This is a genomic window from Agrobacterium tumefaciens (assembly GCF_017726655.1).
GTDB classification, from domain to species: Bacteria; Pseudomonadota; Alphaproteobacteria; order Rhizobiales; family Rhizobiaceae; genus Agrobacterium; species Agrobacterium tumefaciens_B.
In genome coordinates, this window is record NZ_CP072309.1 from 1,071,229 (window position 1) to 1,097,858 (window position 26,630).

At 57.0% G+C, this 26,630-nt stretch carries 23 protein-coding genes and 1 pseudogene; 13 read left to right on the plus strand and 11 right to left on the minus strand.

The window, feature by feature from the left end:
- The first annotated feature begins 4 nt into the window (after positions 1-4).
- Positions 5-964, plus strand: coding sequence for a sugar-binding transcriptional regulator (locus AT6N2_RS19170; protein WP_063947625.1), 960 nt, complete (start codon positions 5-7; stop codon positions 962-964).
- Positions 965-988: 24 nt separating this feature from the next.
- Complete coding sequence (locus AT6N2_RS19175; protein ID WP_209090795.1) at positions 989-1,774, plus strand: SDR family oxidoreductase; 786 nt, start codon at positions 989-991, stop codon at positions 1,772-1,774.
- A 112-nt stretch (positions 1,775-1,886) separates the two neighbouring features.
- Here the strand turns inward: AT6N2_RS19175 and AT6N2_RS19180 are convergent, their stop codons facing one another.
- Positions 1,887-3,728 (minus strand): PAS domain-containing sensor histidine kinase, encoded by a 1,842-nt coding sequence (locus AT6N2_RS19180; protein WP_209090796.1) that lies wholly within the window; start codon positions 3,726-3,728, stop codon positions 1,887-1,889.
- Positions 3,729-3,945: 217 nt separating this feature from the next.
- Between AT6N2_RS19180 and AT6N2_RS19185 the strand changes: the two genes are divergently transcribed.
- The 3 genes from AT6N2_RS19185 to AT6N2_RS19195 all read left to right on the plus strand — a co-directional run bounded on the left by AT6N2_RS19185 (position 3,946) and on the right by AT6N2_RS19195 (position 6,238).
- The gene (locus tag AT6N2_RS19185) at positions 3,946-4,719 is read left to right on the plus strand and encodes an amino acid ABC transporter substrate-binding protein (protein WP_209090797.1); all 774 of its coding nucleotides are present in this window, start codon (positions 3,946-3,948) and stop codon (positions 4,717-4,719) included.
- Positions 4,720-4,805: 86 nt separating this feature from the next.
- Positions 4,806-5,486, plus strand: a complete 681-nt coding sequence (locus AT6N2_RS19190) for an amino acid ABC transporter permease (protein WP_209090798.1) — start codon at positions 4,806-4,808, stop codon at positions 5,484-5,486.
- Positions 5,483-6,238: an amino acid ABC transporter ATP-binding protein gene (locus AT6N2_RS19195; protein WP_209090800.1), complete on the plus strand. Its 756-nt coding sequence runs from the start codon at positions 5,483-5,485 to the stop codon at positions 6,236-6,238. Before AT6N2_RS19190 ends, AT6N2_RS19195 begins: the two co-directional genes overlap by 4 nt.
- Before the next feature lie 137 nt (positions 6,239-6,375).
- On the opposite strand, the gene AT6N2_RS19200 is transcribed toward AT6N2_RS19195, so the two are convergent.
- On the minus strand, positions 6,376-7,170 hold the full coding sequence (locus AT6N2_RS19200; protein WP_209090801.1) for an alpha/beta fold hydrolase: 795 nt from the start codon (positions 7,168-7,170) through the stop codon (positions 6,376-6,378).
- A gap of 142 nt (positions 7,171-7,312) precedes the next feature.
- On the opposite strand from AT6N2_RS19200, the gene AT6N2_RS19205 reads away from it, so the two are divergent.
- Positions 7,313-7,780, plus strand: coding sequence for a MarR family winged helix-turn-helix transcriptional regulator (locus AT6N2_RS19205; RefSeq protein ID WP_144579002.1), 468 nt, complete (start codon positions 7,313-7,315; stop codon positions 7,778-7,780).
- 20 nt (positions 7,781-7,800) lie between these two features.
- Here AT6N2_RS19205 and AT6N2_RS19210 read toward each other — a convergent pair whose 3' ends face one another.
- Together AT6N2_RS19210 and AT6N2_RS19215 are read right to left on the minus strand one after the other, a co-directional pair.
- The gene (locus tag AT6N2_RS19210) at positions 7,801-8,580 is read right to left on the minus strand and encodes an SDR family oxidoreductase (protein WP_144579003.1); all 780 of its coding nucleotides are present in this window, start codon (positions 8,578-8,580) and stop codon (positions 7,801-7,803) included.
- Complete coding sequence (locus AT6N2_RS19215) at positions 8,577-8,906, minus strand: nuclear transport factor 2 family protein (protein ID WP_209090802.1); 330 nt, start codon at positions 8,904-8,906, stop codon at positions 8,577-8,579. The genes AT6N2_RS19210 and AT6N2_RS19215 overlap by 4 nt, the downstream gene beginning before the upstream one ends.
- 130 nt (positions 8,907-9,036) lie before the next feature.
- On the opposite strand from AT6N2_RS19215, the gene AT6N2_RS19220 reads away from it, so the two are divergent.
- Entirely contained in the window at positions 9,037-9,933 is an 897-nt protein-coding gene (locus AT6N2_RS19220) for a LysR family transcriptional regulator (RefSeq protein WP_063947634.1), read from the plus strand.
- 418 nt (positions 9,934-10,351) lie between these two features.
- On the plus strand, positions 10,352-11,605 hold the full coding sequence (locus AT6N2_RS19225; RefSeq protein WP_209090803.1) for an arsenic transporter: 1,254 nt from the start codon (positions 10,352-10,354) through the stop codon (positions 11,603-11,605).
- Positions 11,606-11,802: 197 nt separating this feature from the next.
- Here the strand turns inward: AT6N2_RS19225 and AT6N2_RS19230 are convergent, their stop codons facing one another.
- Positions 11,803-12,099 (minus strand): cupin domain-containing protein, encoded by a 297-nt coding sequence (locus AT6N2_RS19230; RefSeq protein ID WP_209090804.1) that lies wholly within the window; start codon positions 12,097-12,099, stop codon positions 11,803-11,805.
- 173 nt (positions 12,100-12,272) lie between these two features.
- Entirely contained in the window at positions 12,273-13,280 is a 1,008-nt protein-coding gene (locus tag AT6N2_RS19235) for a sensor histidine kinase (protein ID WP_209090805.1), read from the minus strand.
- 156 nt (positions 13,281-13,436) lie between these two features.
- On the opposite strand from AT6N2_RS19235, the gene AT6N2_RS19240 reads away from it, so the two are divergent.
- Both AT6N2_RS19240 and AT6N2_RS19245 read left to right on the plus strand, forming a co-directional pair.
- Positions 13,437-16,586, plus strand: a complete 3,150-nt coding sequence (locus tag AT6N2_RS19240; RefSeq protein ID WP_209091918.1) for a hybrid sensor histidine kinase/response regulator — start codon at positions 13,437-13,439, stop codon at positions 16,584-16,586.
- Position 16,587: 1 nt separating this feature from the next.
- Positions 16,588-16,974: pseudogene (locus AT6N2_RS19245) on the plus strand (ABC transporter permease); the annotation flags it as partial.
- 53 nt (positions 16,975-17,027) lie between these two features.
- Here AT6N2_RS19245 and AT6N2_RS19250 read toward each other — a convergent pair.
- The 5 genes from AT6N2_RS19250 to repA all read right to left on the minus strand — a co-directional run bounded on the left by AT6N2_RS19250 (position 17,028) and on the right by repA (position 22,961).
- Positions 17,028-18,230: a low temperature requirement protein A gene (locus AT6N2_RS19250; RefSeq protein WP_209090806.1), complete on the minus strand. Its 1,203-nt coding sequence runs from the start codon at positions 18,228-18,230 to the stop codon at positions 17,028-17,030.
- Positions 18,231-18,631: 401 nt separating this feature from the next.
- On the minus strand, positions 18,632-18,844 hold the full coding sequence (locus tag AT6N2_RS19255) for a hypothetical protein (protein ID WP_209090808.1): 213 nt from the start codon (positions 18,842-18,844) through the stop codon (positions 18,632-18,634).
- Between the two features lie 429 nt (positions 18,845-19,273).
- A complete protein-coding gene (gene repC, locus AT6N2_RS19260; protein ID WP_209090810.1) occupies positions 19,274-20,551 on the minus strand; it encodes a plasmid replication protein RepC in 1,278 nt (425 codons plus the stop codon).
- A gap of 185 nt (positions 20,552-20,736) precedes the next feature.
- Positions 20,737-21,750, minus strand: coding sequence for a plasmid partitioning protein RepB (repB, locus tag AT6N2_RS19265; protein WP_209090812.1), 1,014 nt, complete (start codon positions 21,748-21,750; stop codon positions 20,737-20,739).
- Complete coding sequence (gene repA, locus AT6N2_RS19270) at positions 21,747-22,961, minus strand: plasmid partitioning protein RepA (protein ID WP_077224618.1); 1,215 nt, start codon at positions 22,959-22,961, stop codon at positions 21,747-21,749. The genes repB and repA overlap by 4 nt, the downstream gene beginning before the upstream one ends.
- A 427-nt stretch (positions 22,962-23,388) precedes the next feature.
- Here repA and AT6N2_RS19275 point away from each other — a divergent pair, with 427 nt between their 5' ends.
- The 3 genes from AT6N2_RS19275 to AT6N2_RS19285 all read left to right on the plus strand — a co-directional run bounded on the left by AT6N2_RS19275 (position 23,389) and on the right by AT6N2_RS19285 (position 26,601).
- Positions 23,389-24,774, plus strand: coding sequence for an FAD/NAD(P)-binding protein (locus AT6N2_RS19275; RefSeq protein WP_209090814.1), 1,386 nt, complete (start codon positions 23,389-23,391; stop codon positions 24,772-24,774).
- A gap of 320 nt (positions 24,775-25,094) precedes the next feature.
- Positions 25,095-25,484, plus strand: a complete 390-nt coding sequence (locus tag AT6N2_RS19280; protein ID WP_144579014.1) for a RidA family protein — start codon at positions 25,095-25,097, stop codon at positions 25,482-25,484.
- A 31-nt stretch (positions 25,485-25,515) separates the two neighbouring features.
- Positions 25,516-26,601 (plus strand): D-TA family PLP-dependent enzyme, encoded by a 1,086-nt coding sequence (locus AT6N2_RS19285; RefSeq protein WP_209090816.1) that lies wholly within the window; start codon positions 25,516-25,518, stop codon positions 26,599-26,601.
- Positions 26,602-26,630 lie beyond the last annotated feature (29 nt).

A 26,630-nucleotide genomic window follows, 5' to 3' on the forward strand; every position in this document is an offset into this window, starting at 1 on the left:
GCTCATGGGCAGGCTAAACGAACTTCGAATGATTTCCCGTGTGGCGCAGATGTATTTCAGCGAGCACAAGAGGCAGGCTGAAATCGCGCAGCATCTCAACCTGTCGCAGGCCACCGTCTCGCGTATGCTGAAGCGTGCAGAGGCGGAAGGCATCGTCCGCACGAGCATCATTCCGCCCCCCGGCACCTATAGCGATCTGGAAGCGCAGCTGCGCGAACGTTTCGACCTGCCGGAAGCCATTGTCGTTGACTGCAGCGAGGATCGAGACGGCGCGATCATGGCCCGGATCGGCGAGGCAGCGGCGCATTTCCTCGAGGTGACGCTGTCGCAGAACGAGATCATCGGTGTTTCCAGCTGGAGCCAGACGATCTTCAAGATGGTGGAAAACATCCATCCGCTGAAAGGCGCCAAGGCGCGCTACATCGTCCAGACACTGGGCGGCATGGGCGATCCCTCCGTGCAGACGCACGCGACCCAGATCACCACGCGTCTCGCGCGGCTGACTGAGGCGGAACCAAAACTGTTGCCAGTACCCGGCGTCGCCACCTCGCGGGAAGCAAAGCTCCTGATGCTCGCCGATCCCTTCGTGCGCGAAACCATCGATCTCTTCGGGTCGATCACCCTCGCCGTCGTCGGCATCGGTGCGGTCGAGCCGTCGGAGCTTCTCGCCCGTTCGGGGAACATCTTTTCCGCCAAGGAACTCGCCGATCTCGCGCAGGCAGGTGCGGTGGGCGACATATCGCTTCGGTTCTTTGACAAGGACGGCAAGCCGGTCAAAACGCCGCTCGACGACCGGGTCATCGGCCTGCCGCTGGAGAACCTCTCCAATGTCGACCGCGTCATTGCGCTGGCCGGCGGTTCAAAAAAGACCGAGGCGATTGCCGGTGCGCTCAGAACCGGTGTGATCGACGTCCTCGTCACCGACAAATTCACCGCCGAACGATTGGTCGGCCAGGAAACATAGCCAAAATCCCATAAAGGAGGAGACATGAGGCGCTTTGAAGGTCAATCCGTATTCGTGACCGGCGGCAACAAGGGCATCGGTTACGGCATAGCCCGCCGTTTTGCCGAGGAAGGCGCGAAGGTCGCCATCGCCTCTGTCGACAGGGACACGCAGGATGCCGCGAAAAAACTCGCGGACGAAACCGGCGCCTTGACCCATGGCGTCATCCTCGACGTGCGTGACGCCGCAGCCGTGCGTGACGCCTATGGTGCCGCAGAAGAGGCGATCGGCCCCCTTTCCGTCTCGGTCCAGAATGCCGGCGTCATCACGATTTCAAAGATCGAAGACCTGACGCAGGAACAGTGGGATTTTAATCTTGATGTGAACACCAAAGGCGCGTTCCTCTGCTGCCAGGAGGCGATCCGCCGCTTCCGCGCAAGCGGCACAAAAGGCCGCCTCGTCAACACCGCGTCCGGTCAAGCACGTCAGGGCTTCATCTATACCCCGCATTACGCCGCCTCGAAGTTTGGCGTCGTCGGCCTGACGCAAAGCCTTGCCAAGGAGTTGGCGCCGGAAGGTATCACCGTCAACGCTATTTGCCCCGGCATCATTCACACCGAAATGTGGGACTATAACGATCGCGTCTGGGGTCAAATGCTCGGCGATTACAAGCCAGGCGAACTCATGGCTGAATGGGTTCGCAACATCCCTATGCGCCGTGCGGGGACGCCTGCCGAGGTGGCCGCCCTTGTGGCGTTTCTGGCCTCCAACGACGCCGCCTATATCACCGGCCAGACAATCAACGTTGATGGCGGCTTGATCATGTCTTAGGGCCCGGTGAGACCCAAAAGCCCGGATCCCGCAAATAGCAGTGTTTTGAGCGGGAGCGGGCTTTAACGTCGCTGCGTACAGCGGGCCTTTTCGAGACCCCTATCGCTCAGCTTCACTCCGTCGCATCATCAGCAAGCTTGGACATCTCGGTTTCAATCACGCAGATCACACCGCTTTTTTCATAAGAGAATTTGGTTTGTCCTTTCAGTTCAGCTGCCAGCAACCTTTCAACCAGCGTTGATCCGAAACCTTTGCGCGCGGGGGGCATCACCTCCGGTCCTCCGCGCTCTTCCCATATTATCGTCAGTCGATCGTCTCCAACCCGCTCGAACTTCCACGAGATCGATACCTGACCTCCCAGGACGGACAGCGCACCATATTTGGCTGCATTCGTCGCCAGCTCGTGAAGCGCAAGCGAAAGTGATACAACTGCCTTTGGTGGCAGAAAGACGCTTGGGCCGGAAACCGCGAAGGCGTCGGCGGGATATGGGGACAGGGCCTGCTGTACGATCGCTCTTAAATCTGCTTGCTGCCAATCGGCATGAACCAGAAGGTCCTGCGCTCTGCTGAGCGAGCTCAACCTGTTCGTAAATCCTTCCACATCTTCGTGGTTTGCCTTGTCCCGGCCAATCGTCTGTCTTGCAATCGCAATCACCGTCGCAAGGATGTTTTTGACGCGATGATGGAGTTCGTTGACGAGGATTGATCTCAGCCGCTCAGCATCCTTGCGGGCCGTGATATCCTGTGCGGTCTTAGAGGCCCCAATTACATTTCCGTTCGCATCGCAGATAGGCGACACGCTGAGAAGAACCTCCACAAGTTGACCGTCCTTGCGCTGGCGCTGCGTTTCGTAAGGTTCTACGATCCGTCCCGCCTTTATCTGCGTGAGGATCGACGGCTCTTCGTCTCGCCGCTCATCCGGTACCAGCATGAGGATCGTCTGGCCGACCGCCTCTTCCTCGGAGTATCCGTAGAGCTTCTCCGCGGCTGCGTTCCAGCTAGTGATCTTCATGTCGAGGTCAATACCTAGGATTGCGTCGTTGGAAGACGCGATCATCGACGCGAGATGCCTTTCAATGTCCTGAGCACGTCGTCGCTCGCCGATATCGATGGATATCGCAACGGCCTGCGACATGTTTCCCTTGTCGTCCCGGATCGCGGAAACCGCGTTCGAAACCCAAACGAGACTGCCATCGCCACGCACGTAGCGTTTTTCAATCTCGAAACTTTCGCCGGTCTCGACCAAATGCCGGAAGAGGCGCTGGTTCTCGGGCAGGTCATCGGCAAATGTTAAGTCCTGCATTCGCATGCCGACCAGTTCATCCCGGGTTCGCCCCACGATCCGACAGAAGTGGTCGTTTACGCTGATCAACGTTCCGCTGAGGTCGCCGAGCGCTATGCCCGCGGCCGACTGCGCGAATATAGCTCTCAGACGCTCCTCGCTCTCACGCAAATCGGCATCTGCCTTCACGCGCTCGGTCGTTTCGTTGACGATGCAGAACACGCCCCGCACGACACCGCTCTCATCCGCCACCGGAGAGTAGGAGATGTCGAAATAGACGGTCTCGGGGTAACCATGTCTCTCGATATAAAAGGGCCTGTCCTTGGCAGCAACAGTTTCACCATTCTCAAGAACGCGCTTCAAAAGCGGCTCGAGATCGTCCCAAAGCTCGCTCCAGTATTCCCGGGCCGGTCTGCCCAGGGCGTGAGGATGCTTGTAACCTATCGTTGGCGCGTACACGTCGTTATAGAGCGCCACAAACTCGCTTCCCCAGAACAAAACGATCTGCGCCTGGGATGGAAGCATGATGTTCACGGCGGACTGTAGAGATGCGGGCCATTCGGATCTTGGCCCAAGCGGACTCGACGCCCAGTCCACCATGTTCAGGAGGTCGGCTACGGGAGATGCGATTGCGCGATCGTTCACCTTGTCCAGGACAACAGTCTCCACCATGAATTCGACAGAATGAAACTTTTATCGAAGTTTGGGCCGTGGACAAGCCGAAACACCGCTCTGCGCGGCGTAGCGTCTCAGGAGGGGGCGTTGATGTTCGGCAGTCTTGAGAAAAGTATTCTAACGAGGATCGATTTTTTGCTTTTGTTTATCGTGCGAAAGGACGAACCCCGCCCTATATGCATCGACAATCGCAATCCTCTAAAGGAACTCGGACATGGGCTGGACCAAAATTATCGCAACGGCGGCAGCACTTCAGGCGCTTGCTTTTTCGCCGTCGATGGCAGGAGAGAACCTCGATCAAATCAAGTCGGCCGGTGTTATCAAGATCGGTACGGAAGGCACCTACGCGCCGTTTACCTTTCATGATGGTTCCAACAAGCTTGTGGGCTTCGACGTCGAAATCGGCGAGGCCGTCGCGAAGAAGCTTGGGGTGAAAGCCGAATTCATCGAAGGAAAATGGGACGGACTGATCGCAGGTCTCGATGCAAAGCGTTACGACGCGGTCATCAACCAGGTCGGAATCACCGAGGCGCGCAAGCAGAAATACGCTTTCTCCGAGCCCTATATTGCCTCGAAGGCCGTTCTGATCGTTCGCGACGGCAACACAGACATCAAGGGCTTCGAAGATCTGAAGGGGAAGAAGTCCGCACAGTCGCTGACGAGCAACTTCGGCAAGCTTGCCGAGGCAGCCGGCGCTGAGCTTGTTGGGACCGACGGGTTCGACCAGTCGATCCAGCTGGTGCTTACACGGCGTGCAGACGCAACCGTGAATGACAGCCTGTCTTTCCTGGACTTCAAGAAGCATCAGCCTGATGCTCCCGTGAAGATCGTCGCCGAAAAGCCGGATGCCGATTATTCGGGCATTATCGTCCGCAAGGGCGACGACGATCTCGTCGCCTCCATCAACAAGGCGCTCACTGAGATAAAGGCAGACGGCACATACAAGACGATTTCAGACAAGTATTTTGGACAGGACGTGTCCAAATAAACCTGTCATCCTGCGGTAACCCGCGCAGCCAAGTCCAATTGGTCGTCCGGCGTCTACGTCGGGCGGCTTTGTTTTAGAGGTGTGCATTGCCCCACTGGCTCCAGTTGATGTTGGATTCGCTTCCCACCCTGTTGTGGGCGGGCATCCGATTCACCATCCCGCTCACGCTGCTTTCATTTGCGCTTGGCCTGACCCTGGGTTTGTTGACTGCCGTTGCAAGATTATTCGGTCCTGCCCCGATTTCGGCGCTCGCGCGGTTTTACGTCTGGATCATCCGAGGCACGCCGCTTCTGGTGCAACTTTTCGTCATATTTTACGGACTCCCGAGCATCGGCGTGCTTCTTGACGCCTTTCCGGCGGCCTTGATCGGGTTCACCCTCAATGTCGGCGCCTATACGTCCGAGATCATCCGCGCGGCGATCACATCCGTTCCCAAGGGCCAATGGGAGGCGGCCTATTCCACCGGAATGAACTGGCAACAGGCCATGCGCCGGACCATCCTGCCGCAAGCCGCGAGGGTATCGGTACCGCCGCTGTCGAATACCTTTATTTCACTCGTGAAGGATACGTCGCTTGCAGCGGCGATCACGGTTCCGGAGTTGTTTCAGGCAGCGCAACGCATTGTCGCGACCACCTACGAGCCGCTCATTCTCTATATTCAGGCCGCGCTGATGTATCTGGTGCTGAGTTCCGTGCTATCGGCCCTGCAATCACGGCTGGAGGTGAGGTTCTCACGCTATGGTGGGCAGATGGAGTCGAGCCGATGATCGAACTTCGCAATATCGAAAAACGTTTCGGGGAAGCGATTATCCTCAAGGACGTCTCCCTGACGTTCCCCGAGGGAAGCGTTACGGCCCTTGTCGGACCCTCAGGGGGTGGCAAGAGCACGCTGCTGCGCTGCATCAACCTGCTCGAGCAACCCACGTCCGGTTCTGTCAGGGTTGGCTCAGACACCGTGGAGTTTCACCCGGGGCGCAAAGCCCGTTGGCAGGACATTCCGAAAATCCGCAGACAAACCGGTATGGTCTTCCAGAACTTTCAGCTGTTTCCTCACAGAACGGCGATTGAGAACGTCATGGAAGGTCTTCTTGTCGTCCAAAGATGGACGAAAGAGAAAGCTGCAGCACGGGCGATGGAGTTGCTGCAAAAAGTCGGAATGGCGCACAAGGCGGATGCCTGGCCGGCCAATCTTTCCGGCGGTCAACAACAGCGTATCGCGATTGCAAGGGCGCTCGCCCCTTCGCCTCAGGTGCTGCTCTGCGACGAGCCGACATCCGCACTCGATCCGGAGCTCGCTGCGGAGGTGGTCGATGTCCTCGGTCAACTGGCAAGGGAAGGCACGACGATGGTAATGGCGACACACGATCTCAGGCTGGCTTCGCAGGTTTCGAACCAGGTCGTGTTCCTTGAGGCCGGCAAGGTCGTCGAAACGGGCGAGCCTGAAACGATCTTCCGTTCACCCCGCAATGAGCGCACACGACAGTTCGTTTCGTCAATCAGTGCTGCTCAAGCGCTTTGATCTTTAGGCCACCCAATCAGCCCCTGGAATTAATGACGCCAACGCCAATGGGCAAGCACCGAACCGCTGAGAAGACGTCGCGCCTCTAATGAGATAGCGCGACGTCGGATCACTGGAAGACATCGTCTTCCCGATCATTACTTATTCGCTGATACGGTGCGGGCGGCGAGATCGATTGTATCGGCGATGACTGCTGGCTGCGTCATGAACAAGGCGTGGCTTGCCGACACTTTGGTGATCTTGGCCTTGATGCGCTCTGCCATATGGATCAACATCGCCTGGTCGAAAGCCTTGTCTTCGGTGGCAATAACGGCCCAGCTTGGGCGGGTACGCCAGGCGGCATTTTCCAGTTTTGTGCCAAATGCGGACATATTGATCGGGACCTGCGCATCCCGCATGAAAGCGACATCTTCGTCACTGACATCGTGTGCGAAGCCTGCCTTGAATTTATCAGGACTGACATAGCCGAACCCGTCTTTCGTGGTTTCGATGACAAACTCCGATGCAGGGGCAAATCCATCATATTGCTGGGCCGTCGTCTCGCCGGCGTCCGGAGACAGGGCAGAGACATAAACGAGGCCTTTGACCTTGTCATCGATGCCCGCTTCCGTGATCACGGTGCCGCCCCACGAATGCCCAACCAGAATGACCGGACCATCCTGCCTTTCGAGCGCGCGCTTTGTGGCGGCAACATCATCGGCAAGCGACGTCAGCGGATTTTGCACGATCGTAACGCGGTAACCGCGTTTCGTGAGATTGTCATAGACCCCCTTCCAGCCCGAACCATCTGCAAAGGCGCCATGGACAAGCACGACGTTTCGCACTGACTGATCTTTCGAAACGGTGTTGTCGGCGGCGTTCGCAGACATTGTTGCGGTTAATGTGAAAGCAGCTGCGATTGCCGAGATGGCGGAGACTGTTTTTCTGGTCATGGCTCTTTCCTCATATTTTGCGATAAATGTTATTGCGATAATTGTTTACTGACAGAGGAAAGATCATTCGTCAACAAGATTCTTATCGCGATATTGGTTTTTGCGGTAACATGGATTATATGAGAGTCTTCAGGAGTTGAAGATGACCGAACCACGCAACGATCCGCCGCCGCTGCAAGACCAACTTTGCTACGCGATTTATACCGCCGGCATCGCCATCCAGCGGGCTTACAAGCCCCTCCTTGATGAACTTGGGCTAACCTATCCGCAATATCTCGTCCTCAACGTTCTCTGGGCAGAAGACAAGCAAAGCGTTGTGTCCATCGCGGACCAGCTTGCTCTTGAATCCAGTACGCTCACGCCACTGTTAAAGCGTCTCGAAGCTGCTGGACATGTGCGTCGGGAACGCAACCTGAGCAACGAACGTCAAGTTTTGGTAACATTGACGGATCAGGGACGCGCCATGCAGCACAAAGCGGGTTGCCTCAGCGACGCTCTGCTTGCAGCGTCAACCCAAACGCCTCCCGAACTCGCGGCCCTGAACAAGGACGTGCGACATCTGCGGGATGCGATCTATTCACAGATCGGCGGATGGGCGCCACCCGCCTGATCTGCAACGGATCTAACCCATCAGGCGGTCGGAACGGTACCGCCGTCGATGACGTGCTCCGTCCCGGTAATCGACGACGCTCGGTCTGACGCAAGGAAGGCGATCAGGTCGGCGACTTCTTCCGGCTTGGCTGGCCGGCCCAGCGGTATGCCGCCCAGTGAGTCCATGATAGCCTGCACCGCTTCGTCGTAACTGATGCCGGCCTCCTCGGCTATACGGAGGGCAAGACCGTTTGTGCCCGGATCGGCGATCCAGCCGGGAGAAACCCGCACGACCCGCACACCCTTGGGAGAGACCTCCTTGGAGAGGCTCTTGCTGTATGTATTGAGCGCACCCTTCGCCGAGGCGTAGCCCGTTGTCGCCTGGTGCAGCGGGAGGATCCGCTGGATCGACGTCACGTGAATGACGACCCCGCTTCCCTGCGCGATCAGGCCGGGAAGGAGAGCGCGATCAAGCCGAACAGCCGGAAAGAAGTTGAGGTTGAACTCCTTTTCCCACTCTTCGTCGGTCAGCGTGGCAAAGCCGCCAGAAGGGGCAGAAGACCCACCCAGCACGTTTACGAGGATATCCAGCCCGCCAAGCTCCTCATGGACAGCGTTTACCACTGTCCGGACGCCATCCACGGTGGTGAGGTCTGCTTCAACGAACGCCGCGCCGGAAAAATCCACCGGTTTTTTGCGCGCCGTTGTTAGCACCCGGGCGCCGAGCGCCTTGAACAACGAGACCGTTGCCGCACCGGCACCCGAAGTACCACCGGTGATGAGAGCACGACGACCCTCAAGAGTAAGAAAGCCGGTCATATGGTGATCTCCAGTTCAGCAACCTTGTCGCCCGAGAGCACGAAGATGAAACGCAGGTCGATGGGACTGCCGGGAAAGTCGCCGGCCGTGTGCGCCGTTACCAGGGTTTTGCCGTTTTCAGTGGTGATCAAAAACGGCTCAACCGTGTAGCTATACTGCTGGGCCTCATTAGCCATCCAGTCGTGGATTGCCTTCTTTCCCTTGTGGGTCTTACCCTTATCCTTCACCACACCGTCTTCTGTGAAAGTGGCTGCGATGGCTTCCGCACTGCCAGTTCGGTCCGCTTCGAAATAGGCTTCGATGCCCTTTGGTAATTTGACCGTCATTTTATCCTCATCTTGTTTGAGCCGCTGTGGCGTGGAGCGACCATAACCGTCGCATGTCGCTAAGGTAGATCAGGACAATTGACGCGATAAGCGGGACTAATTAGGATGAGGCGTTGCGAAAAGAGGGATAATGACCCGGTCCGTTCTCGTGGACATCGATGCCGTTCTTGCCATAGCGCGCCTTGGTTCGTTTCGGGGCGCAGCGCTGGAGCTCGGAATGTCGACGACAGCGCTCAGCAATGCCATCGCAAAGCTGGAGCAACGGCTTGGCATTCGCCTTTTCAACCGTACGACGCGAAGCGTATCCCTCACCGATGCAGGGCGAGCTTTTGTCGAGCGTGTTGGTCCGGCCATGATCGATATTCACGATGCGATGACTGCGGCTCAATCGCTTCAGGAAATCCCGACGGGCACGTTGCGGATCAACGCATTCGCCTCGGCAGCACGGGAGGTCATGGCCCCGCTCATCATCTCGTTTTTGCAGCGTTATCCCCAGGTGCATATCGATCTGGTAACAGAAGGCCGGCTGGTCGACATCGTAGCGGGCGGCTTCGATCTCGGTCTAAGGCCGGCGGATTTGGTTCCGAGCGACATGATCGCCATCCCGCTTGGCCTCAAGCGCAGCAATGCCGTGGTGGCTTCACCGGCATTTCTAAGCACGCATGGCCGACCGACGGTGCCGAACGACCTTTATCGCTTCAGGTGCATCCGCGCCCGGCTCCCAAACCAGGCCCTGTTTCGGTGGAAGTTTGAGAAAGATGGAAACCAGGTCCAGATCGATGTGAAGGGTTCGATAACGCTCGATGAACCGAGCTTGGTCAGAATAGCCGCGCAGAACGGTGTCGGTATCGGCTATGTGATGGAGCCGGATGTTCGTGATGACATTGCAGCCGGCAGGCTGGTGCGTGTTCTTGAGGACTGGACGCCCCCTTTGGCTCCGCTTGCCTTGTATTATCCTGGCAGGAAGAATCCCCCCGCGGCCTTCACGGCGTTCATCAAGGCCGCCCGCAATTTTTCCAACGGCTAGCGGCTGGATCAGCAATCTTGTTTCTGCCCTAGATCTTGAAGACGCCGCCACCCGATCCAGACGAGAAAAAACCTGACTGCGTTCAGGTTTTGAAAGGGCGATCCTCTGGTCTTGCGCCGCGAAACGGGAGGCGATTGGGCGACGCGAAGCGGTGATGCTGTTCGGGATCAACCACTGTAGGCCGCCCTATTCCCGCTTGTGCGCCGAAGGCACGACCGGTCGCGGATCGGACGTCTGGTTGCTGTGACCGCTTGCCGACACAATCGTCGGCAGACTACTGGTCAGTCAACCGCTGACCTATTATAGGGTTCCAGTAACCTATCTGCTTTTCGACAAATTGCGCAGTCTTAAGGGCCACGAACCAAATAGAGCCTAGCCTGACGCCTGCTTAACCTTTCAACCGACAACAAGGTCAGCCATGAATCCAGTATATTACACGTCTGCGATTGCGATAGCGACCGCGGCAGGCGTCGTTCTCCGGCCCTTCCGTTGGCCAGAGGCCATTTGGGCGGTCGCCGGTGCGGTGCTGATCCTCGCGCTCGGCATCCTGACGCCGGCAGAGGTCTGGTCCGGTATTGCCAAGGGTTTTGATGTCTATCTGTTCCTCATCGGCATGATGTTGCTTTCCGAACTCGCCCGTCGCGAAGGCCTGTTCGATTGGGTCGCGGCTATCGCCGTCTCCTACGCAAAAGGATCGCCACGACGTCTGTTCGTCATGATCTATCTCGTCGGCGTGGTGGTGACCGCCCTTCTGTCGAATGATGCCACCGCGGTCGTCCTGACCCCCGCCGTTTACGCCGGCTGCCGCGCCGCGAAGGTGAAGGACCCGCTTCCCTATCTCTACATCTGCGCCTTCATCGCCAATGCCGCGAGTTTCGTGCTGCCGATCTCCAATCCTGCCAACCTCGTTATCTTCGCCGGAGGCGAGATGCCGCCTCTTTCGAGATGGCTGGGCACTTTTCTTGGCCCATCGATCGCCGCAATCGTCGTTACGTTCATCGCCCTGTATTGGAGCCAGCGGCGCGTGCTGGCCAGCGATACTGTCGCTGATAAGGTCGAACGGCCCGTGCTGAGCTTACCGGCCAAACTCGCCGGCGTTGGCCTGCTGGCAACGGCTGCCGTTCTCATCTCCGCCTCGGCAATGCACATTGACCTTGGCCTGCCGACCTTCCTCGCCGGCGCCCTCACCAGCATCGCGGTCCTGGCAATCATGCGACAGAGCCCGATCGAGATCATCAAGGATGTCAGCTGGGCGGTTCTGCCGCTCGTGGCTGGCCTGTTCGTCATCGTCGAAGCCGTCAATCACACGGGCGTGACCAGCCTCATCGCCGAGCATCTCAAGGCAATCAGCGAGCACTCCGAGACCCAGGCCATCGGCATCGGCGGAATCTCCGTCGCCCTGTTCTCCAACCTGGTCAACAACCTGCCTGCTGGTCTTTTCGCCGCAAGCGCGGTCCAGGCCGCACAGGTGTCCGACCGCGTCACGGCTGCCGTTCTGATCGGGGTGGATCTCGGCCCAAACCTATCGGTCACCGGGTCGCTTGCAACGATCCTGTGGCTGACAGCACTCAGACGCGAGGGGATTTACGTCAGCGCGCTCGACTTCTTAAAGATCGGCGTCGTCGTCATGACACCGGCCTTGCTCGCCTCGCTCCTGGTATTGTGCTTGTGATCGTCGTTCTCGAATGTGTTTGCTGTGTTTGAGAAAGCGGCACGTTTGTCGAATGACGAAACACGTTTCGAGTTTCGTTTCCGACTGCTCCAGAGACGGGTGGAACGGCCGTGCCCGGCGACAGGGCGTCTGGCTCCCGTTCAGCCCTTGTGGAATTGCGCCCAATGCGGATAGGTGACATAGGCTGTGAGAGCGCCCTAACCCTGGGTGGTGATCGTGACGGACTGGCCCTTCGGCATGTACACGATGTCTCCAGGTCCCGCGGTCACCGTGCCATCGCTCGTTGACACGGAAAGGCTTCCCTCAAGAACGATCATCGTGTCGTGCACTGCCATCGTCTCGGTCAGAGACTGGCCGGGCGCGTATCGACCGTAGCCTATGGTGACCGGGCCGCCATGATTTTCATCCACGAGGTTTCCGACGTAAATTTCGGCATCCTGCCCAGGTGACTTGGCCAGCTTGGCATCCGAAACACTGAACTTTTGTACCTTCATCGATGACCTCCTGTCTGAAGAGGCGGATATAGGGCGAAGGTCCCTGTTTTCAAACAGCCTGAAGGAAGACGACCGGTTTTGAGGGCGTTCTGAGCGACGCATAGCCTGCGATCCGATCAGGATCGATCCGGCAGCCCCCGCGTTGTCGCTGTAGCAATCTGAAAGCTCGCTCTTCAGCCGGAAAGATGGCTTTCTTTCATCCTCAGTGTCACGACGACGCCGCCTTCGACCCAGTTATAGTCGATGGAGCCACCGAGTTGTCCGGAGATTGTCCGGTGCAACAACTTGCTCCCGTAACCGTCTGCCGATCTCGGCGACGGGGCGGCCTCGCCTCCGTTTTCGCTCCAGACAATTTCAACCTCGTCTTCAATGATGGAGCCGGAGATATCGAGCAGCCCCGCATCATTGGACAAGGCACCGTATTTCAGCGAATTCGTCGCCAGTTCGTGGATCACGAGGGCCAGACTGGTTGCGGCCTTCTCTCCCAGACCCATGCGCGGAACAGCGACGCGGATGCGACCGGCAAAAGCGCCGACATCGTCGTAAGGGGCGAGGAGCACCGCAAAGAGGTCTCCGAGCAGCGCCGCCCTCCCTTGACCATCCGGCAGCGGGCGGACCAGTTCGTGTGCACGGCCGAGGGCCGTGAGCCGCTGAGTCAACTGCTTCGCCATTTCCTCTTTCGTCTCGGTGGTCCGCGAGGTGATGTTTGTCAATCCGGACGCCAGAGCCAGAATATTTTTGACGCGATGGCTCATCTCGCCTGCCAGGAGCTCATGGCCTTCCTCCGCCTGCTTGCGGCCCGTGACGTCGAGGAAGATCCCTGTCATTTTTTCGGTTGCGGCATCTCCCTCGTTGCCCTGACCTCGGGCAGAAATCCAACGAACGTCGGAAGCGTTCGTCAGAATACGGAAATCGATTTCAAACGGCCCATCAATCGCGCGGGTTGCGACGAACGCCGCTCTGACGCGGTCCCGGTCGGCGGGATGGACTTTTGCGGAAAGATGCTCGAAGGTGAGGTTCGTCTCGCTGGGAATGTCCCAGAGTTCGTAAGCCTTGGCATCCATTACAAACGTGTCGTCATCGACAATCCAGGTCCAGAGTGCCACTCCGGCCGACCGGATGGCGCGCCTGAGTTCCTCTGTACTCCATTCGGGTTGCGACGTTCGTTTGCTCAATTTCAAATGTCTCCCGCCCTATACAAAAACTGCAGTCGATCTAGAACTAGCTGGCCAGCGAAGCGTTATCAATGATCTAGGTAGGATCTGCTTTATTGGGATGGAAGTGGAATGGCGTTGGTTTCGGACCGATATCGGGACATATTTGTCGGTGAAGGGGAAATGGCGCAGATGATGCGGCGCCATGATTGGACGAATAGTTCGCTCGGTTGCCCGGACGAATGGCCGCAAGCGCTGAAGGTCGCGATCCGGCTGCTGCTCACCTCGAAATTCGAAATGTGGCTCGGCTGGGGTCCAGACATCGCATTTTTTTATAACGACGCCTATCGTCCGACATTGGGCAACAAGCACCCCAACGCGCTTGCTGTGCCGACGAAGGTATTATGGTCTGAAATCTGGAGTGATATCAAAGGCCGCCTGGAAACCGTTTACTCAAGCGGAGAGGCGACATGGGACCGGGCGTTACTCCTGTTGCTCGAACGCGACGGGTACCCGGAGGAGACGTATCACACCTTCTCGTACAGTCCGCTGATCGGAGATAGCGGCAAGGTCGAGGGCGTTTTCTGCGCGGTCACGGAAGAAACCGAGCGCGTCATCAGCGAGCGCCGACTGGCAACCATGCGCACTCTGGCGTCTGGCCTTGCCGTGGCAGACACCGAGGTCGACGTCTTCAACGCGTCACGTGAAGCACTTAAAGAAAACCCGCAGGATCTTCCCTTCTGCGCACTTTACGTTTTTGACGACAAAGGCAATGCGAAGCGCCGGTGGGTGTGTGGTGCAGCCGAAGACGACGTCTTGTTGCCAGTAACTATAACCCGCGGTGCGGGAATCTGGAACCTTGAGCGCGCCTGGCAAAAGCAGGATGTGGAACTGGTAAGTTTGGCCGCTTCTGAAGTCGTGCCCTCAGGCCCCTGGCCGAAAGCCCCGTCTCAGGCTGCGGTCATTCCTCTGGTCGGGCAAGCAAGCGACCAACCCAAGGGCGTTTTGATCAGCGGGCTGAATGCACATCGGGCGGTCAGCGACGATTACCTCGATTTCCTTAAATTGATTGCCGGCCAGATCACGTCGCGATTGGCGAGCGCGGAAGCGTTCGAAACAGAGCGTCGACGGGCAGCGGCACTGGCAGAGGCTGCCGCAATCCGGGAAAAAGCAGCGCTCGCGCTTGAGCATCTCAACCGTCAACTCTCATCAGAAGTGGAACTTCGGACCGCCGAGCGGGACCGGATGCGGGCCCTGTTCCAGCAGGCCCCAAGTTTCATGTGCATCCTCAGCGGGCCTGAACACACTTTCGAGCTGGTTAACGATGCCTACATGCAACTTGTCGGTCACCGCAAGCTCGTCGGCCTCAGCGTCAGAGAAGCCCTTCCCGAGATCGCCGGACAGGGTTTCTTCGAATTGCTAGACGACGTTTTCCAATCGGGCAAACCCTATATAGGCCGCTATGTACCGGTATTTCTGGAGCGGAATGGCAAAAAGCAACCCGACCAGCGCTTCGTGCATCTGATCTATCAGCCAATCTTTGACCTCAACGGATCGCTGACCGGGATTTTCGTGGATGGTTTTGATGTCACGGACCAGAAGCGGGCTGAGGATCAGCTTCAGAGCCTCAACCACACCCTTGAAGAAAAAGTCGAGCAGCGCACTCTCGAGCTGAGAACCGCACTTCTGGAGCTTGAGAAAGAAACGATCGAGCGCGAAACCGCACAGATCGCTTTGAGGCAGGCGCAAAAAATGGAAGCGCTGGGCAACCTGACTGGCGGCGTGGCTCACGACTTTAACAATCTTCTTCAGGTTGTGAGCGGCAACCTGCAGCTTCTCGCCAAGGACATCGACGGCAACAGTCGGGCAGAACAACGCCTTCAAAACGCGCTCGCCGGTGTCGCCCGCGGCGCAAAGCTGGCATCGCAGCTTTTGGCCTTCGGCCGACGTCAGCCGCTAGAGCCGAAAGTCGTCAATGTCCGGAAGCTCATCCAGAATATGGACGACATGCTGCGCCGGGCGCTGGGCGAAGAGGTCGAACTCGAAACCGTTGTTTCCGGCGGCCTTTGGAATACGCTGATCGATCCAAGTCAGTTGGAAAACGCCATCCTGAACCTCGCAATCAATTCGAGGGACGCGATGGAAGGTCGCGGGCGATTGACCATCGAGACCGGAAATGCGGTCCTCGACGACGATTACGCCCTTTCCCACGACGATGTCCGCCCAGGGCAATATGTGCTCGTCGCGGTGACCGACACGGGCTCAGGAATATCGCCCGATATCATCGAGCATGTCCTTGAACCGTTCTTCAGCACCAAAACAGATGGCAAGGGAAGCGGCCTCGGTCTGTCGATGGTTTACGGTTTCCTCAAGCAGTCCGGAGGCAACCTCAAAATTTATAGCGAAGTGGGGCATGGGACCACCATGAAGCTTTATATGCCGCGCACGATGCAGGCCGCAGACAGCCTGAGCGATCAAAAGGCCATTCCCGTGACGGGCGGCACGGAAACTGTTCTTGTGGTCGAGGACGATGACGGCGTGAGGGAAACATCGGTCGCACTGCTGACTGACCTCGGTTACCGCGTCCTCAAGGCGCACGATGCACAGTCCGCGTTCGCCATCGTCAGCAGTGGTGTCCAGATCGACCTGCTGTTTACTGACGTCGTCATGCCGGGCCCGATGCGCAGCACGGAGCTTGCGAGGAAGGCCAAGGCTCAGTTTCCCGGGATCGCTGTGTTGTTTACCTCGGGTTACACTGAAAACTCGATCGTTCACGGCGGTCGCCTCGACGCTGGTGTTGATTTGCTGTCCAAACCCTACACCCGAGAGGCACTGGCCCGTAAAGTCCGCCACGTTCTAAACAACGCGCAGCAACAAAGGATTGCCCTGCAACGGATGGAGCGTCAGGGGCTGGCGACTGCATCCGAGCCGGTGGCGGATCAGGAACAGGAAAGGAAACAGCTTGAAAGCGGCCCAACGGTGTCGCATGTTCTTATCGTGGAGGATGAGCCGCTCATCCTGATGTCGACGGTCGACATGGTAGAGGAACTGGGCCACACGGCGCATGAGGCAAACTCGGCGGAACATGCCCTTGGCGTACTCGAGACAAACAGGATCGACACGTTGCTTACAGATGTCGGCCTGCCCGGCATGTCTGGAATAGAACTCGCAAGACAGGTGCGGGAACGCTGGCCAGACGTGCGGATCGTGTTTGCAAGCGGCGACGACAGCGCCAAGACAGCGTCGGGCATTGCAGATGCACATCAGTTATCCAAGCCCTTCACCATTGAAGGATTGCGTAAGGTGCTGGGTGAGAGCGACGCGACGGTGTAATGTTAGCCATGCGATCATCTCTGTCACCCTGCTGCTCGTGACACTTTCGCTCGGCTTTCCAACGGTCGCTCATTGACGGAGGCAGCCGCCACGATGGATGCGGATGACCGGATGGTTTTTCGCACCAACGTCGTGCCGTTCATCACGCCCGACATCATCTCCGGATACGCCTTTGCCTTCGTGCTGTCGCTCAACGAAAATATCGGCGCTTCCATGACCGTCGGCCTTGCGATGGAAATGCTGCCAATCAAGATATGCAACGCCTCGCGCTACGGATATACCCCCAGCCATGGCGTCCGTAACGGTGCTCTTCGTTGCAACCGCCGCCATCGCCTTCGGACTGATCGCACGCTTCGGCGATCTTCGGCGGTTTCTCGGGGCCACATCTCGACACGATGATTGCGCAAACCGGGGCGCAAGCTGGCCATGCCTCTCCCGCCATCAGGCATTGGTGACTGCCCGTTGCAGCGCAAGATATTCCCAAAGCGCCACAAGCAGTAGAATTGCCGTGCTCGCGACCTGAAGCGCAAAGAGAGGGATACCCGGCACCGGCAATAAGAGACACAGCGCCGCAACCCCGACAAAATGCGAAACCGGCCTTTGATAGGCGGCCGCGGTCTTGACGCCGATGTTGCCGGCCAGAAAAAGGATAGGGCCGCCGAGAATGGCAATCGCTTCACGAAACGTCGCGCCGTCATGGGCATGCGAGAGGCTGAAATCCTCTCCCACCGCCGTCAGGATGATGCCGGCAACGATAGGCAGGTGCCCATAATTGAAGAGGTTATGGGCGATCTTTGCCTTTTCGTCGGCACTTTCGGCCTTCTTGGAAGCCTCCTCCTGCCCGTGATGGAAATATATCCACCACATGGCCACGGTGCTGACGAAGGCCGAGCAAAAAACCAAGAACGTCAGGCCGGAATTCATGTATTCCGTGGCTGTGCGCCCAGTGGTGAGGATCGTTTCGCCAAGGCATATGATGACGAAGAGTGCGCATCGCTCGGCTAGATGTTCGCCTGAAAGGTGCAGCCTGTCTTCATCACTCTTCGCCATGCCTGGCACGACGTAACGGCAGGCGGGCCCCGCATATTCGATCGCGAGCGCGATGCTCCACAAGAGGATACGATCGGAGAGATCGACCAAACCGCCAGCAAGCCAGAACAGGCTGGATATGACGAGCCAGATCGTGACCCGCACGAATATCAGCAAGGACTGCCGATCCTCAGCCTTGAAAGCGAAAAGCGTAAAAAGGCTTCTCCCGACCTGCATCACGCTGTAAATCAGCGCGAATATGAGCCCCTGTTCGGCAAAGGCCTCTGGCAGCGCAATGGCAAGCATCACGCCGCCGAACATCAGGAAGAACAGCAGCAGCCTGACAGGCTCCTTTTCTGTGTTCAGAAGGTTCGTGATCCACGTTGTATGGATCCAAAGCCACCATAGGGACAATATCAGGATGACAGCTTCAAGTGCTGCCGTTGGTCCGAAATCCTCTGCGAGCGCGTGAGAAAGCTGGATCAGCGCAAAGACGAAAACGAGATCAAAGAACAGTTCGGGAAAACTGGCCTTTTCCGCATCCTGCCCTTCCTGTCTGACCCAGCTTTCTGGATGCGCTTTGCGCACGCGATCATCTCCGCCCCTGCCCTTCATTCCGTTCCCGCCTCAGACGTTGAACAAATAGCCTTCGTTCTTGCGATGGTTTAACGCTGCGATAATACGCCTTCACCGCTCGCTACAACAGGGTCCGCCTTTCGACCGGGAAAATCGAGGGCGCGAGCGTTATCTGGGTAAAATCGTGGGCCGACAAGTCTAACTTTCTTTCCCGTGACGTCGGTAATGTAGTTCGGGGATGTGATCTGTGGTGCCGATAGCGGGCGCTCTGGCTTTCGAACTTCAAGAGCGCTCACATCAAAGGATTGCGCCAGCGCGGGCAGAATCATCATTATGGAAAAGGCGGCTGTAACGAGAACTATTCTTTGAGGCATCGGGCGTATCCTGGCAATATTGTTTGCGCCTTAAACAGCCTCAGATCGCTTTTGTTCCGTAGGTCTTCAGCTGTCTTCCTCGAGGTACGAACTATACTGAACGTAGTCGGCACTCGGTTGCCCATCAACGATTTCACGCGGGCGACCCGCCCCACCGGGCAGATGGCCACTGCGTTGTAATTCGGCTCTCAAAAGAGTCTCGATCGCCTTGTCCTGTGGCAGCGCGTGGTCGGCCATATAGACGGCAACAGCCAATTCAATGTCATCTGGAAACATCATGATCATAGCCACCCAGTAAGTGATAGCTGGACAACGCGGCACGGCGCAGAAGGTTCAGCCGGATGTCCCTTTCGCTGCCTTAAGGAAGATATGGCATGGTGCCCGCCGCTAGCTATTCGCGAGAACCGACGCGGTTGTTTCAACTCCTAACGTGTCAGAAATATACGTCACGATATGCCAGGACGACGGGAAAAATGTCGACAAGTTTCCGAAATCAGCGTTGACTCAAGCGATTGAAACCAAAAATGGAAATTCTAAAACGAAAGCTAAATTGCAATTAGCTTTCGCTACCTCGGATTAACCATCAGCTTGCTTTTTTCAGCACTTGTCGGTGCTGAAATCATCGAACGAATCTTTTGTGCTGAGCCGGTGCTAATGTAGCGTTGCTACGACTTTTCTGCAAGACGAGCAGCTTTGACTCGCGGGTGCTTAACCGGGCATGGTGGCCCCGCTGTTTTCCTTACGGCCGCGCAACTGTGCGAGGAGCATTGTTTGCAGCTCAAAGCCCCCTTCCCCCGCCTTACGGGTCAGGTTACGAAGATATCCGCCAAGAGAACTGATCTGGTCGGCCTTTTGCAGAAGGCAAGCGAGAATGGCTGCCGTTCCCTGGCGACCAAATGTGAGCAGTGCTTCCTGGTAAGCCGAGTGACTGATGTTGAACATGGTCTTGATGACGGCTGTTGCCACTTCCAGATCGCGCCAGCTGGTGACCGCACCACCCGGAGCATAGTGGCAAATGTCAGGGCAGGCCTTCAAAACCAAAACAATATCAGGAACAAAAAACTGCTTTTGAGAAACAGGCTTTGCCAATGAGGGGCGTGGTGTTTCGCTAACGGGCGCCACGCTGGCCTGTGGCGTTCTGATTTGACTGGCTGGTACAGCGATAGCCGGCTCTTCCGAGTTTTGCCGTTTAGATATGGATTCGGATTCTGAATTCTTTTTGAGCCGCTCATTTTGGCAGTCATTGCCGCCCATTTTTTCAGATTTTTCGATATTTTCCAGATAGTTGGTGACTTCGGCACGCAGAGAAGCCAGGAAATTGGCGATTTCTTTAAGTTCTGCGGATTTGGAGTTACGACCGAGCGAGAGAGCAATGGCTGTATAGCGTGCCTGGAACCCCTCGACGATATCCGTTTTACCGCTCGCCGCGATCATCTCGCAGAGCTTCTGAATATCACGGCGGCAAAGGCTAATGGTCTCACGGAGACGCTGAAGATTGAGCCGTTCGCTGATGATACGTTCGGCCAACTCTTCGATTTCGGCTTTGCGGGCAAGAAGCGGTGCCAGTGAAAAACCATAGGCTTCGCTGATCTCTCCTCCGCGATGCTTGCGCGCATATCGTTTTCCGTTCGGACTATCCTTACGAATGATGAGGCCGGCCTCGACGAGTGCGGAGAGATGGCGGCGCAATGTCTGCTCAGCCATTCCATGGGCTCTGAGCGACAATTGCGTGTTGGATGGGAACACGACCAAGCTCGCTTCATTGGAAAGCTCGTTTTTTGGATAAAAGCTCAAAAGCGCGTTCAAAACGGCGAGCGAGCGGTCCGTAACGCCGAGCAAAGGCCTGGCCTCGCAGACGGATCGATAGAGTTTCCACTTATCGACCGCTTCGATTTTCCTGTTCTTTTGCGCGGCAAACTGGGTTGCGAGAACGCCAAACGACATCGCTCGCCGCCCAAAGGGCGTCGTTACACATGTGCTGTCCATGTCTTTCACCTTTCACAAGGCAAAAGAAAATCGCTCACCGAAAAATTCGATGCCAAGACTCTTGACTATGATTCGCGGAAATGAGATTCTTCGGGTGCTTAAATCAAAGAAAGGCTTCCGCGCGGCAACGTTCGGGGGCTTTTTTCTTTTGTGATGCGTCTCCTGTTAGTCGTTCGAGTTAAAACTCACTGCTTGGACCGATATTCGGCAAACAGCGTCTGAAGGTGTTCGAGAACGAACTCGGCAAATTCCGGCGCTTCGTTCTTGTCTATAGAGATATCCAGCTTGCGGTCGCTTTCGACGACCTTTGCCAACCTGCCACCGGTCTCGGATGACCACACGCCGGTCTTTTTGGGCTGCGCCTTGGGTTTCAAAAACTCCAGGAGCGATTTGAACCGTTCTTCGGACGGCAGGGCTGCGACGGATGGATCCTTAACATAGGCGCGTGCCGCCTCTTTCACCTGCGACGACGATAGCTGGTCGGCGAGGTCCATCCAGTTGCGCCGCCCAACGGTCGGAGCCGGACCAATGAGGTCAACGAGATCCTCCGGAATGCGGCCGACAACCGACAGCATGTTGGAGAGGTCGCCTTTGTGAAGCGACATGGCAGCCATGATCGTGTCACGCGGAAACCGCATCTGCAGTTTTTGAGCGAAGCGCGCCTTTTCGATGTAGGTGAGGTCGCGGCGCTCATTGTTTTCCTGCCCCTGGGCAACGACGAGCTGCTCATCACTCAGATCACGAACGACAGCTTTGACCGGAATACCAAGGCTGGTAACCGCGCCCAGGCGACGATGCCCGAAAGCGACCTGGTAACGCCCGGGGAAATCAGGATGGGGGCGAACCAGGATCGGAACCTGCTGGCCCTGTTCACGAATGGCTTCGATGAGACCGGCATCGGCTTCTTCCGATGCGGGCATGCGGTCCGGGATGAAGGAAGGATCGATATCGGCAGGATTGAGCGAAACGATCGTTAGACCTTCCGCAAGCTGCTTTTCGATCTCTTCGGCCCGTTTCGCGCGCTCGGAAACCTCGTTAAGGGACTGGCCGATCATGCCGACAGGGGAATTCAGCACATCCGTGACCAGCTCGGGCGAACCGAGAATGGGCCTGATGCGTGGACGCGAGCGCTCGGATGCGGTTTCATTGCTGTCAGCGGCTGGCGTGCCGAGATTGGCGAAGATCTGTTTTCTGCTCATGCTGCCCTACCCCACGCTTTCTTAATCAGTCCTTCGATCTCAGCGTTCACATTGTTCATGGCTTCCAGCGCTCGGTCATAGGTAGACCGGGTAAACTGGGTTCGTTCGACTTCGAAAAGTGTCTGATTGGTCAATCCCGCATCGGAAACCGCCGTACTTTTCAGCATCGGGTGGATGAGAACGTTTTCACCAAAAATCGAGCGCAGGAAGGCGACCATCTGGTTCTGCGGCCCGTCGCTCGGTTCAAAGCGGGTGATCAGATACCGCATCCAGTTGTAGTCGGAACGGGCACCTGCCCTGCCGATTTCAGCAAGAAGATCGCCGGTCATCGCAAGAAACTGGTTCATGGACATGACGTCGAGCATCTGCGGGTGAACGGTGACGAGAACGGATGTTGCGGCAGTCAGCGCAGAGAGCGTCAGATAACCGAGCTGCGGCGGGCAGTCGATCACAACGACATCGTAGAAATTCTGAGCCTGGGCAATCGCCTGGCCGATGCGTGCGAAGAACAGCGTGTCGCCTGGAGCGCGGCGCATCAAGGCGCGCGGTGTATCATGTTCAAACTCCATCAGTTCAAGATTGCCCGGAACGATATGAAGATTGGGAATGTAGGTACCGCGCACGATTTCAGCGATCGGACGACGTTCGTCGTCATAGCGGATAGCGCCGTACAGCGTCTCATTCGGACCGACGTCGATTTCCGGCTGATGACCGAAGAGCGCCGAAAGACTGGCCTGCGGGTCAAGGTCAATGGCAAGCACACGATAGCCGCGCAGCGCCAGATATTGAGCGAGATGCGCTGATGTCGTGGTTTTGCCGGAACCGCCCTTGAAGTTCATGACGGCGATGACCTGCAACTCTTCGCCTTCGCGGCGGTGCGGCAGGTACCGGCGGGTGCCACGGGCACCCTGATCGAGAAACTTTCTGATCTCGTCCATATCTTCCACCGAGTAGGAACGACGGCCGGTCGCCTGTGCGGCGTCGAGCTCCGGCCGCTCGGCGGCGATCTGGCGAAGATAGGCTTCGCCAATTCCGATCAACCGCGCGGTTTCCGCCGGGGAGAAATGACGCATGCTCTTTTCGGTGTGCGGTGAAAATGTATTTGCATTATGAGCCTGCAATTGGGCTGACAACGCAGCCGAATGCTGTTGTATAAGACTCGTCAGGTCGGGTGCTCCTGCGGCACGTCTTAAATCGGCACTCTGTGTCATCGGTCTTCTTTCGCTCGAAATTGCAGTAGCGGTTTTTTTCGAAAAAGGCGGTTTTTTCCGCAACTGAGATATAAGCGCCGATTCTCTTTTGGGCGCAATAGGCTTTTTTACGAGATACAAAAGCGGCGCTAAAGCATTGTGGAAGAATCACATTTGCACTTCGCATCAGTTTTTCGGTTAGCCGCGGCAAACTTCTGGGCGAAGGCGGTTATGGAGTGTGCTCGCTTCGAGTTTTTTGTCGATGGACCTTGGGCGCCGCTGGTTAGCCGCGGCTAACTTCTAGTCCTGACTTCATCGCCTCTTCCAAAGAGCGGAACCAGAAATTGTGGGGTAGACATCTGGGTGAGTTTAATCTCTACTTCCTTACTAGAGTAATGACGGCGACACCGTCGCTTTCGCGTTCTTGCGCACGCAGATTGGAGGTTGAATGCCTTATGATGTCGCACTCGTTGGATCCGGTTTCTCGGCGATCTGCACCGCTGCTCATCTTTTGACAAGCCTGCCGCAGGAAGCGTCAATTGCGATTGTCGGTGATGACTCCGATTTTGGGCGCGGAACCGCCTATCGAACGGAGCTTCCCTATCACCGCCTGAACGTGCCGGCCGGTCGAATGAGCGTCTTCCCCGATCGCCCTAGCGATTTTGTTGAGTGGTTAGGGCAGAACGGACTCGATGACAATCCGCTATCATTTGCATCGCGCGGAGACTACGGCCTTTATCTCCGCGATAGACTGGCGTCCTTGCTTCGAAGCCGGGAGCAGCGTGCGAGGGTCGATTTTACTCGGGCCAAGGCTTCCGCTTGCCGGGACGATGGCGCGGGAGGATTTTCCTTCACTCTTGAGAGGGGCGACGAATTGCACGCGCGCAATGTCGTTTTGTGTCTTGGTGTCGGAGCCGCGAGTTTGCCGGTGCAAACTGTCTATAATGCGGGGCATGAATCGCAGCATATTATTGGTCACTGCTGGCAGCCGGGTTGGCTTTCCAAAGTGAAATCAGGCGACCGCATCTGTATTCTTGGTTCGGGCCTGACGATGATTGACCAAGTCATGACGCTGCGGGGAAAAGGCCACCGCGGCCCGATCCATGTTCTCTCTCGTCGCGGCCTCGTTCCGCATGCGCATGTTACCCCGCCATTGCCGCCAGTCGAACCTGATCTCGGCATTGGCTCAACAGAGATAAGCCATTTGCTAAGGTCCTTGCGCAAACAGGTCCGCGATGGTGTGTCGTGGCGCAGCGTGATGGATGGCTTGCGCCCGAAAACCCAAGCGCTGTGGCAGAGCCTGACGGTGGCGCAACGTAGCCGGTTTCTTCGCCATGGCTTGCCGTGGTGGAACATCCATCGGCACCGGATTGCACCTGAAGTTTTCGCCGCTTTTGAGAAGCTGATGGTTGAAGGGGTGGTGGGGATCCACGCTGGATTTCTTCGGTCTATTGAACCGGCAGTGGAAGGCATTGCCCTCAATTATCGGCGCCGACATTCTCAGGTCGTTCAGTCCCTGCAGGTTGATTGGGTGATTAATTGTACGGGCATGGAAAGGGCAGGGATCGGGCATTCTCGGCTGCTCGAGTCCATGCGTGACGGCGGCATTGTTTTGTTGGATCCTTTAGGGCTCGGTGTTGAAGTGGATGAAGAGTCGCGGCTTTTGCGGGGGAATGGCGAAAGTTGGCCTGGGCTCTTTGCGGCGGGTGCGCTAACCGCCGGCAGGTTCTGGGAGATCACTGCGGTTCCGGATATTCGTGTTCAGGCGCAAAAGATCGCGGATGCTATCACGAAACGAGTTGTCGGCAGCGGAATGCCAGCCATCCAACGCTGAGGACATGATGGCCGTGCCGTATCCGCCGACACCGTCGGGCGGTGTTAGCCGCGGCTAACTCCGAACACTTGGCTCAACAACTTGTCTGAAATCACTCTGTGTAACGGGGGGCTGGAACCTGCCGATTTCGACTATTTGACTGTCTGATACGGTGGGGAAACGAAGCGTTCCGAGTAATGGCACGCCGCGTAAAATCATTATGACAGAGGTCCAAGAAAGACAAATTACTAAATAATTTACATGACGTGTAGAAATGCCTGTCAAAACGGGCTAATGATCTCGGAAATGAGCGACTTTATGAAAATAATTTGCGGGGACCCATGGGAGAATTGGTAAGATACGAGGCTGCTGACAATCAGGCAGGCGGACAGCGTCGCCCCTTTGCGAAAGCTGTGAGGGCGGGAGATTTCGTTTATGTTTCCGGTCAAGTGCCCACCGTCGACGGTGAGGTCGTCGTCGGCGGTATCGTGGCGCAGACAGAGCAGGTGATCGCCAATATCAAGGACGTCCTGGCGCTGGCCGACTGCACGCTGGCTGATGTCGTCAAGGTGAATGTCTGGCTGGATGATGCGCGTGATTTTTCGAGCTTCAACGCTGTATTCCAGAAATATTTCATTGATCATCCGCCCGCGCGCTCGACCGTGCAATCACCACTAATGGTCGATGCAAAGGTCGAAATGGACGTTATCGCCTACAAGCCGCTGGCCTGAAGCCCGATTTGCCTGTTGTTAAGAGTAGATGATGACCTATCCCTGGCCTGACGTGGGCACACCCATTGATGCAATTTCGACGCCCATGCCCGTCATTGACGAGGACCGTCTCAGCGCCAATATCATGAGAGCGCAGTCTTATCTGGACGACCATGGTAAAGCCTTCCGCCCACACATCAAAACCCACAAGATACCGGCTGTCGCAAGACAGCAGCTTGAGGCCGGTGCAATCGGTATCAACTGCCAGAAAGTCAGCGAAGCGGAAGTTTTCGCCGATGCTGGCTTCGACGATATTCTCATTACCTACAATATTCTCGGTGCGGCGAAACTTGCCAGGCTGAAGGCATTGAACGAGCGTGTTGCTCGGCTCAGCGTCGTCGCAGACAGTGAGACGACAATTGCCGGTCTTGCCGCTACGTTCGATGTGAGCAGGCCGCTGGCGGTTTTGGTCGAATGCGATACCGGTGGCAAGCGCTGCGGGGTACAAAGCCCGGAAACCGCTCTAGCCCTTGCGGAGAAAATTGCGGCGGCCCCAGGGCTGGTCTTCAAGGGTATACTGACCTATCCCGCGCCTGCGGGGGCGGAGACGGTGGAGAAATTTCTATCCGAGACAATGGAACTGCTTGCCGGGAAGGGTATTGACTGCCCGATCCGTTCCAGTGGCGGTTCCCCTGATTTTTACGCTGCGCACCTTGTTCCCTCGGCCACCGAGCATCGGGCTGGCACCTATGTCTATAACGACCGCTCAATGGTGCGCGCGGGCCATTGCAATATCGATGACCTGGCGATGCACGTCCTCGCAACCGTGGTCTCGAAGCCAACCGCCGACCGGGCGGTGCTGGACAGTGGCTCCAAGGCGCTGACGTCAGACCTGTTGGGTTTCAGCGATTATGGCCTCATAGAAGGTTATGAGGGCGCAAAAATCGTGTCGCTTTCGGAAGAGCATGCGGTCGTCGATCTGTCCGGCTGCTCCTCGCGGCCCGAGATTGGCGACGTCGTCAAGGTGGTGCCGAACCACACATGCGTCGTGAGCAATCTCTTCGACAGAATGGTCTTCCATCGCAACGGCATTGTAACGCGTGTCGAGAAGATCGCGGCGCGCGGCACCGTGTGGTAAGATTAGCCGGCTAAATAAAGACAATTTGT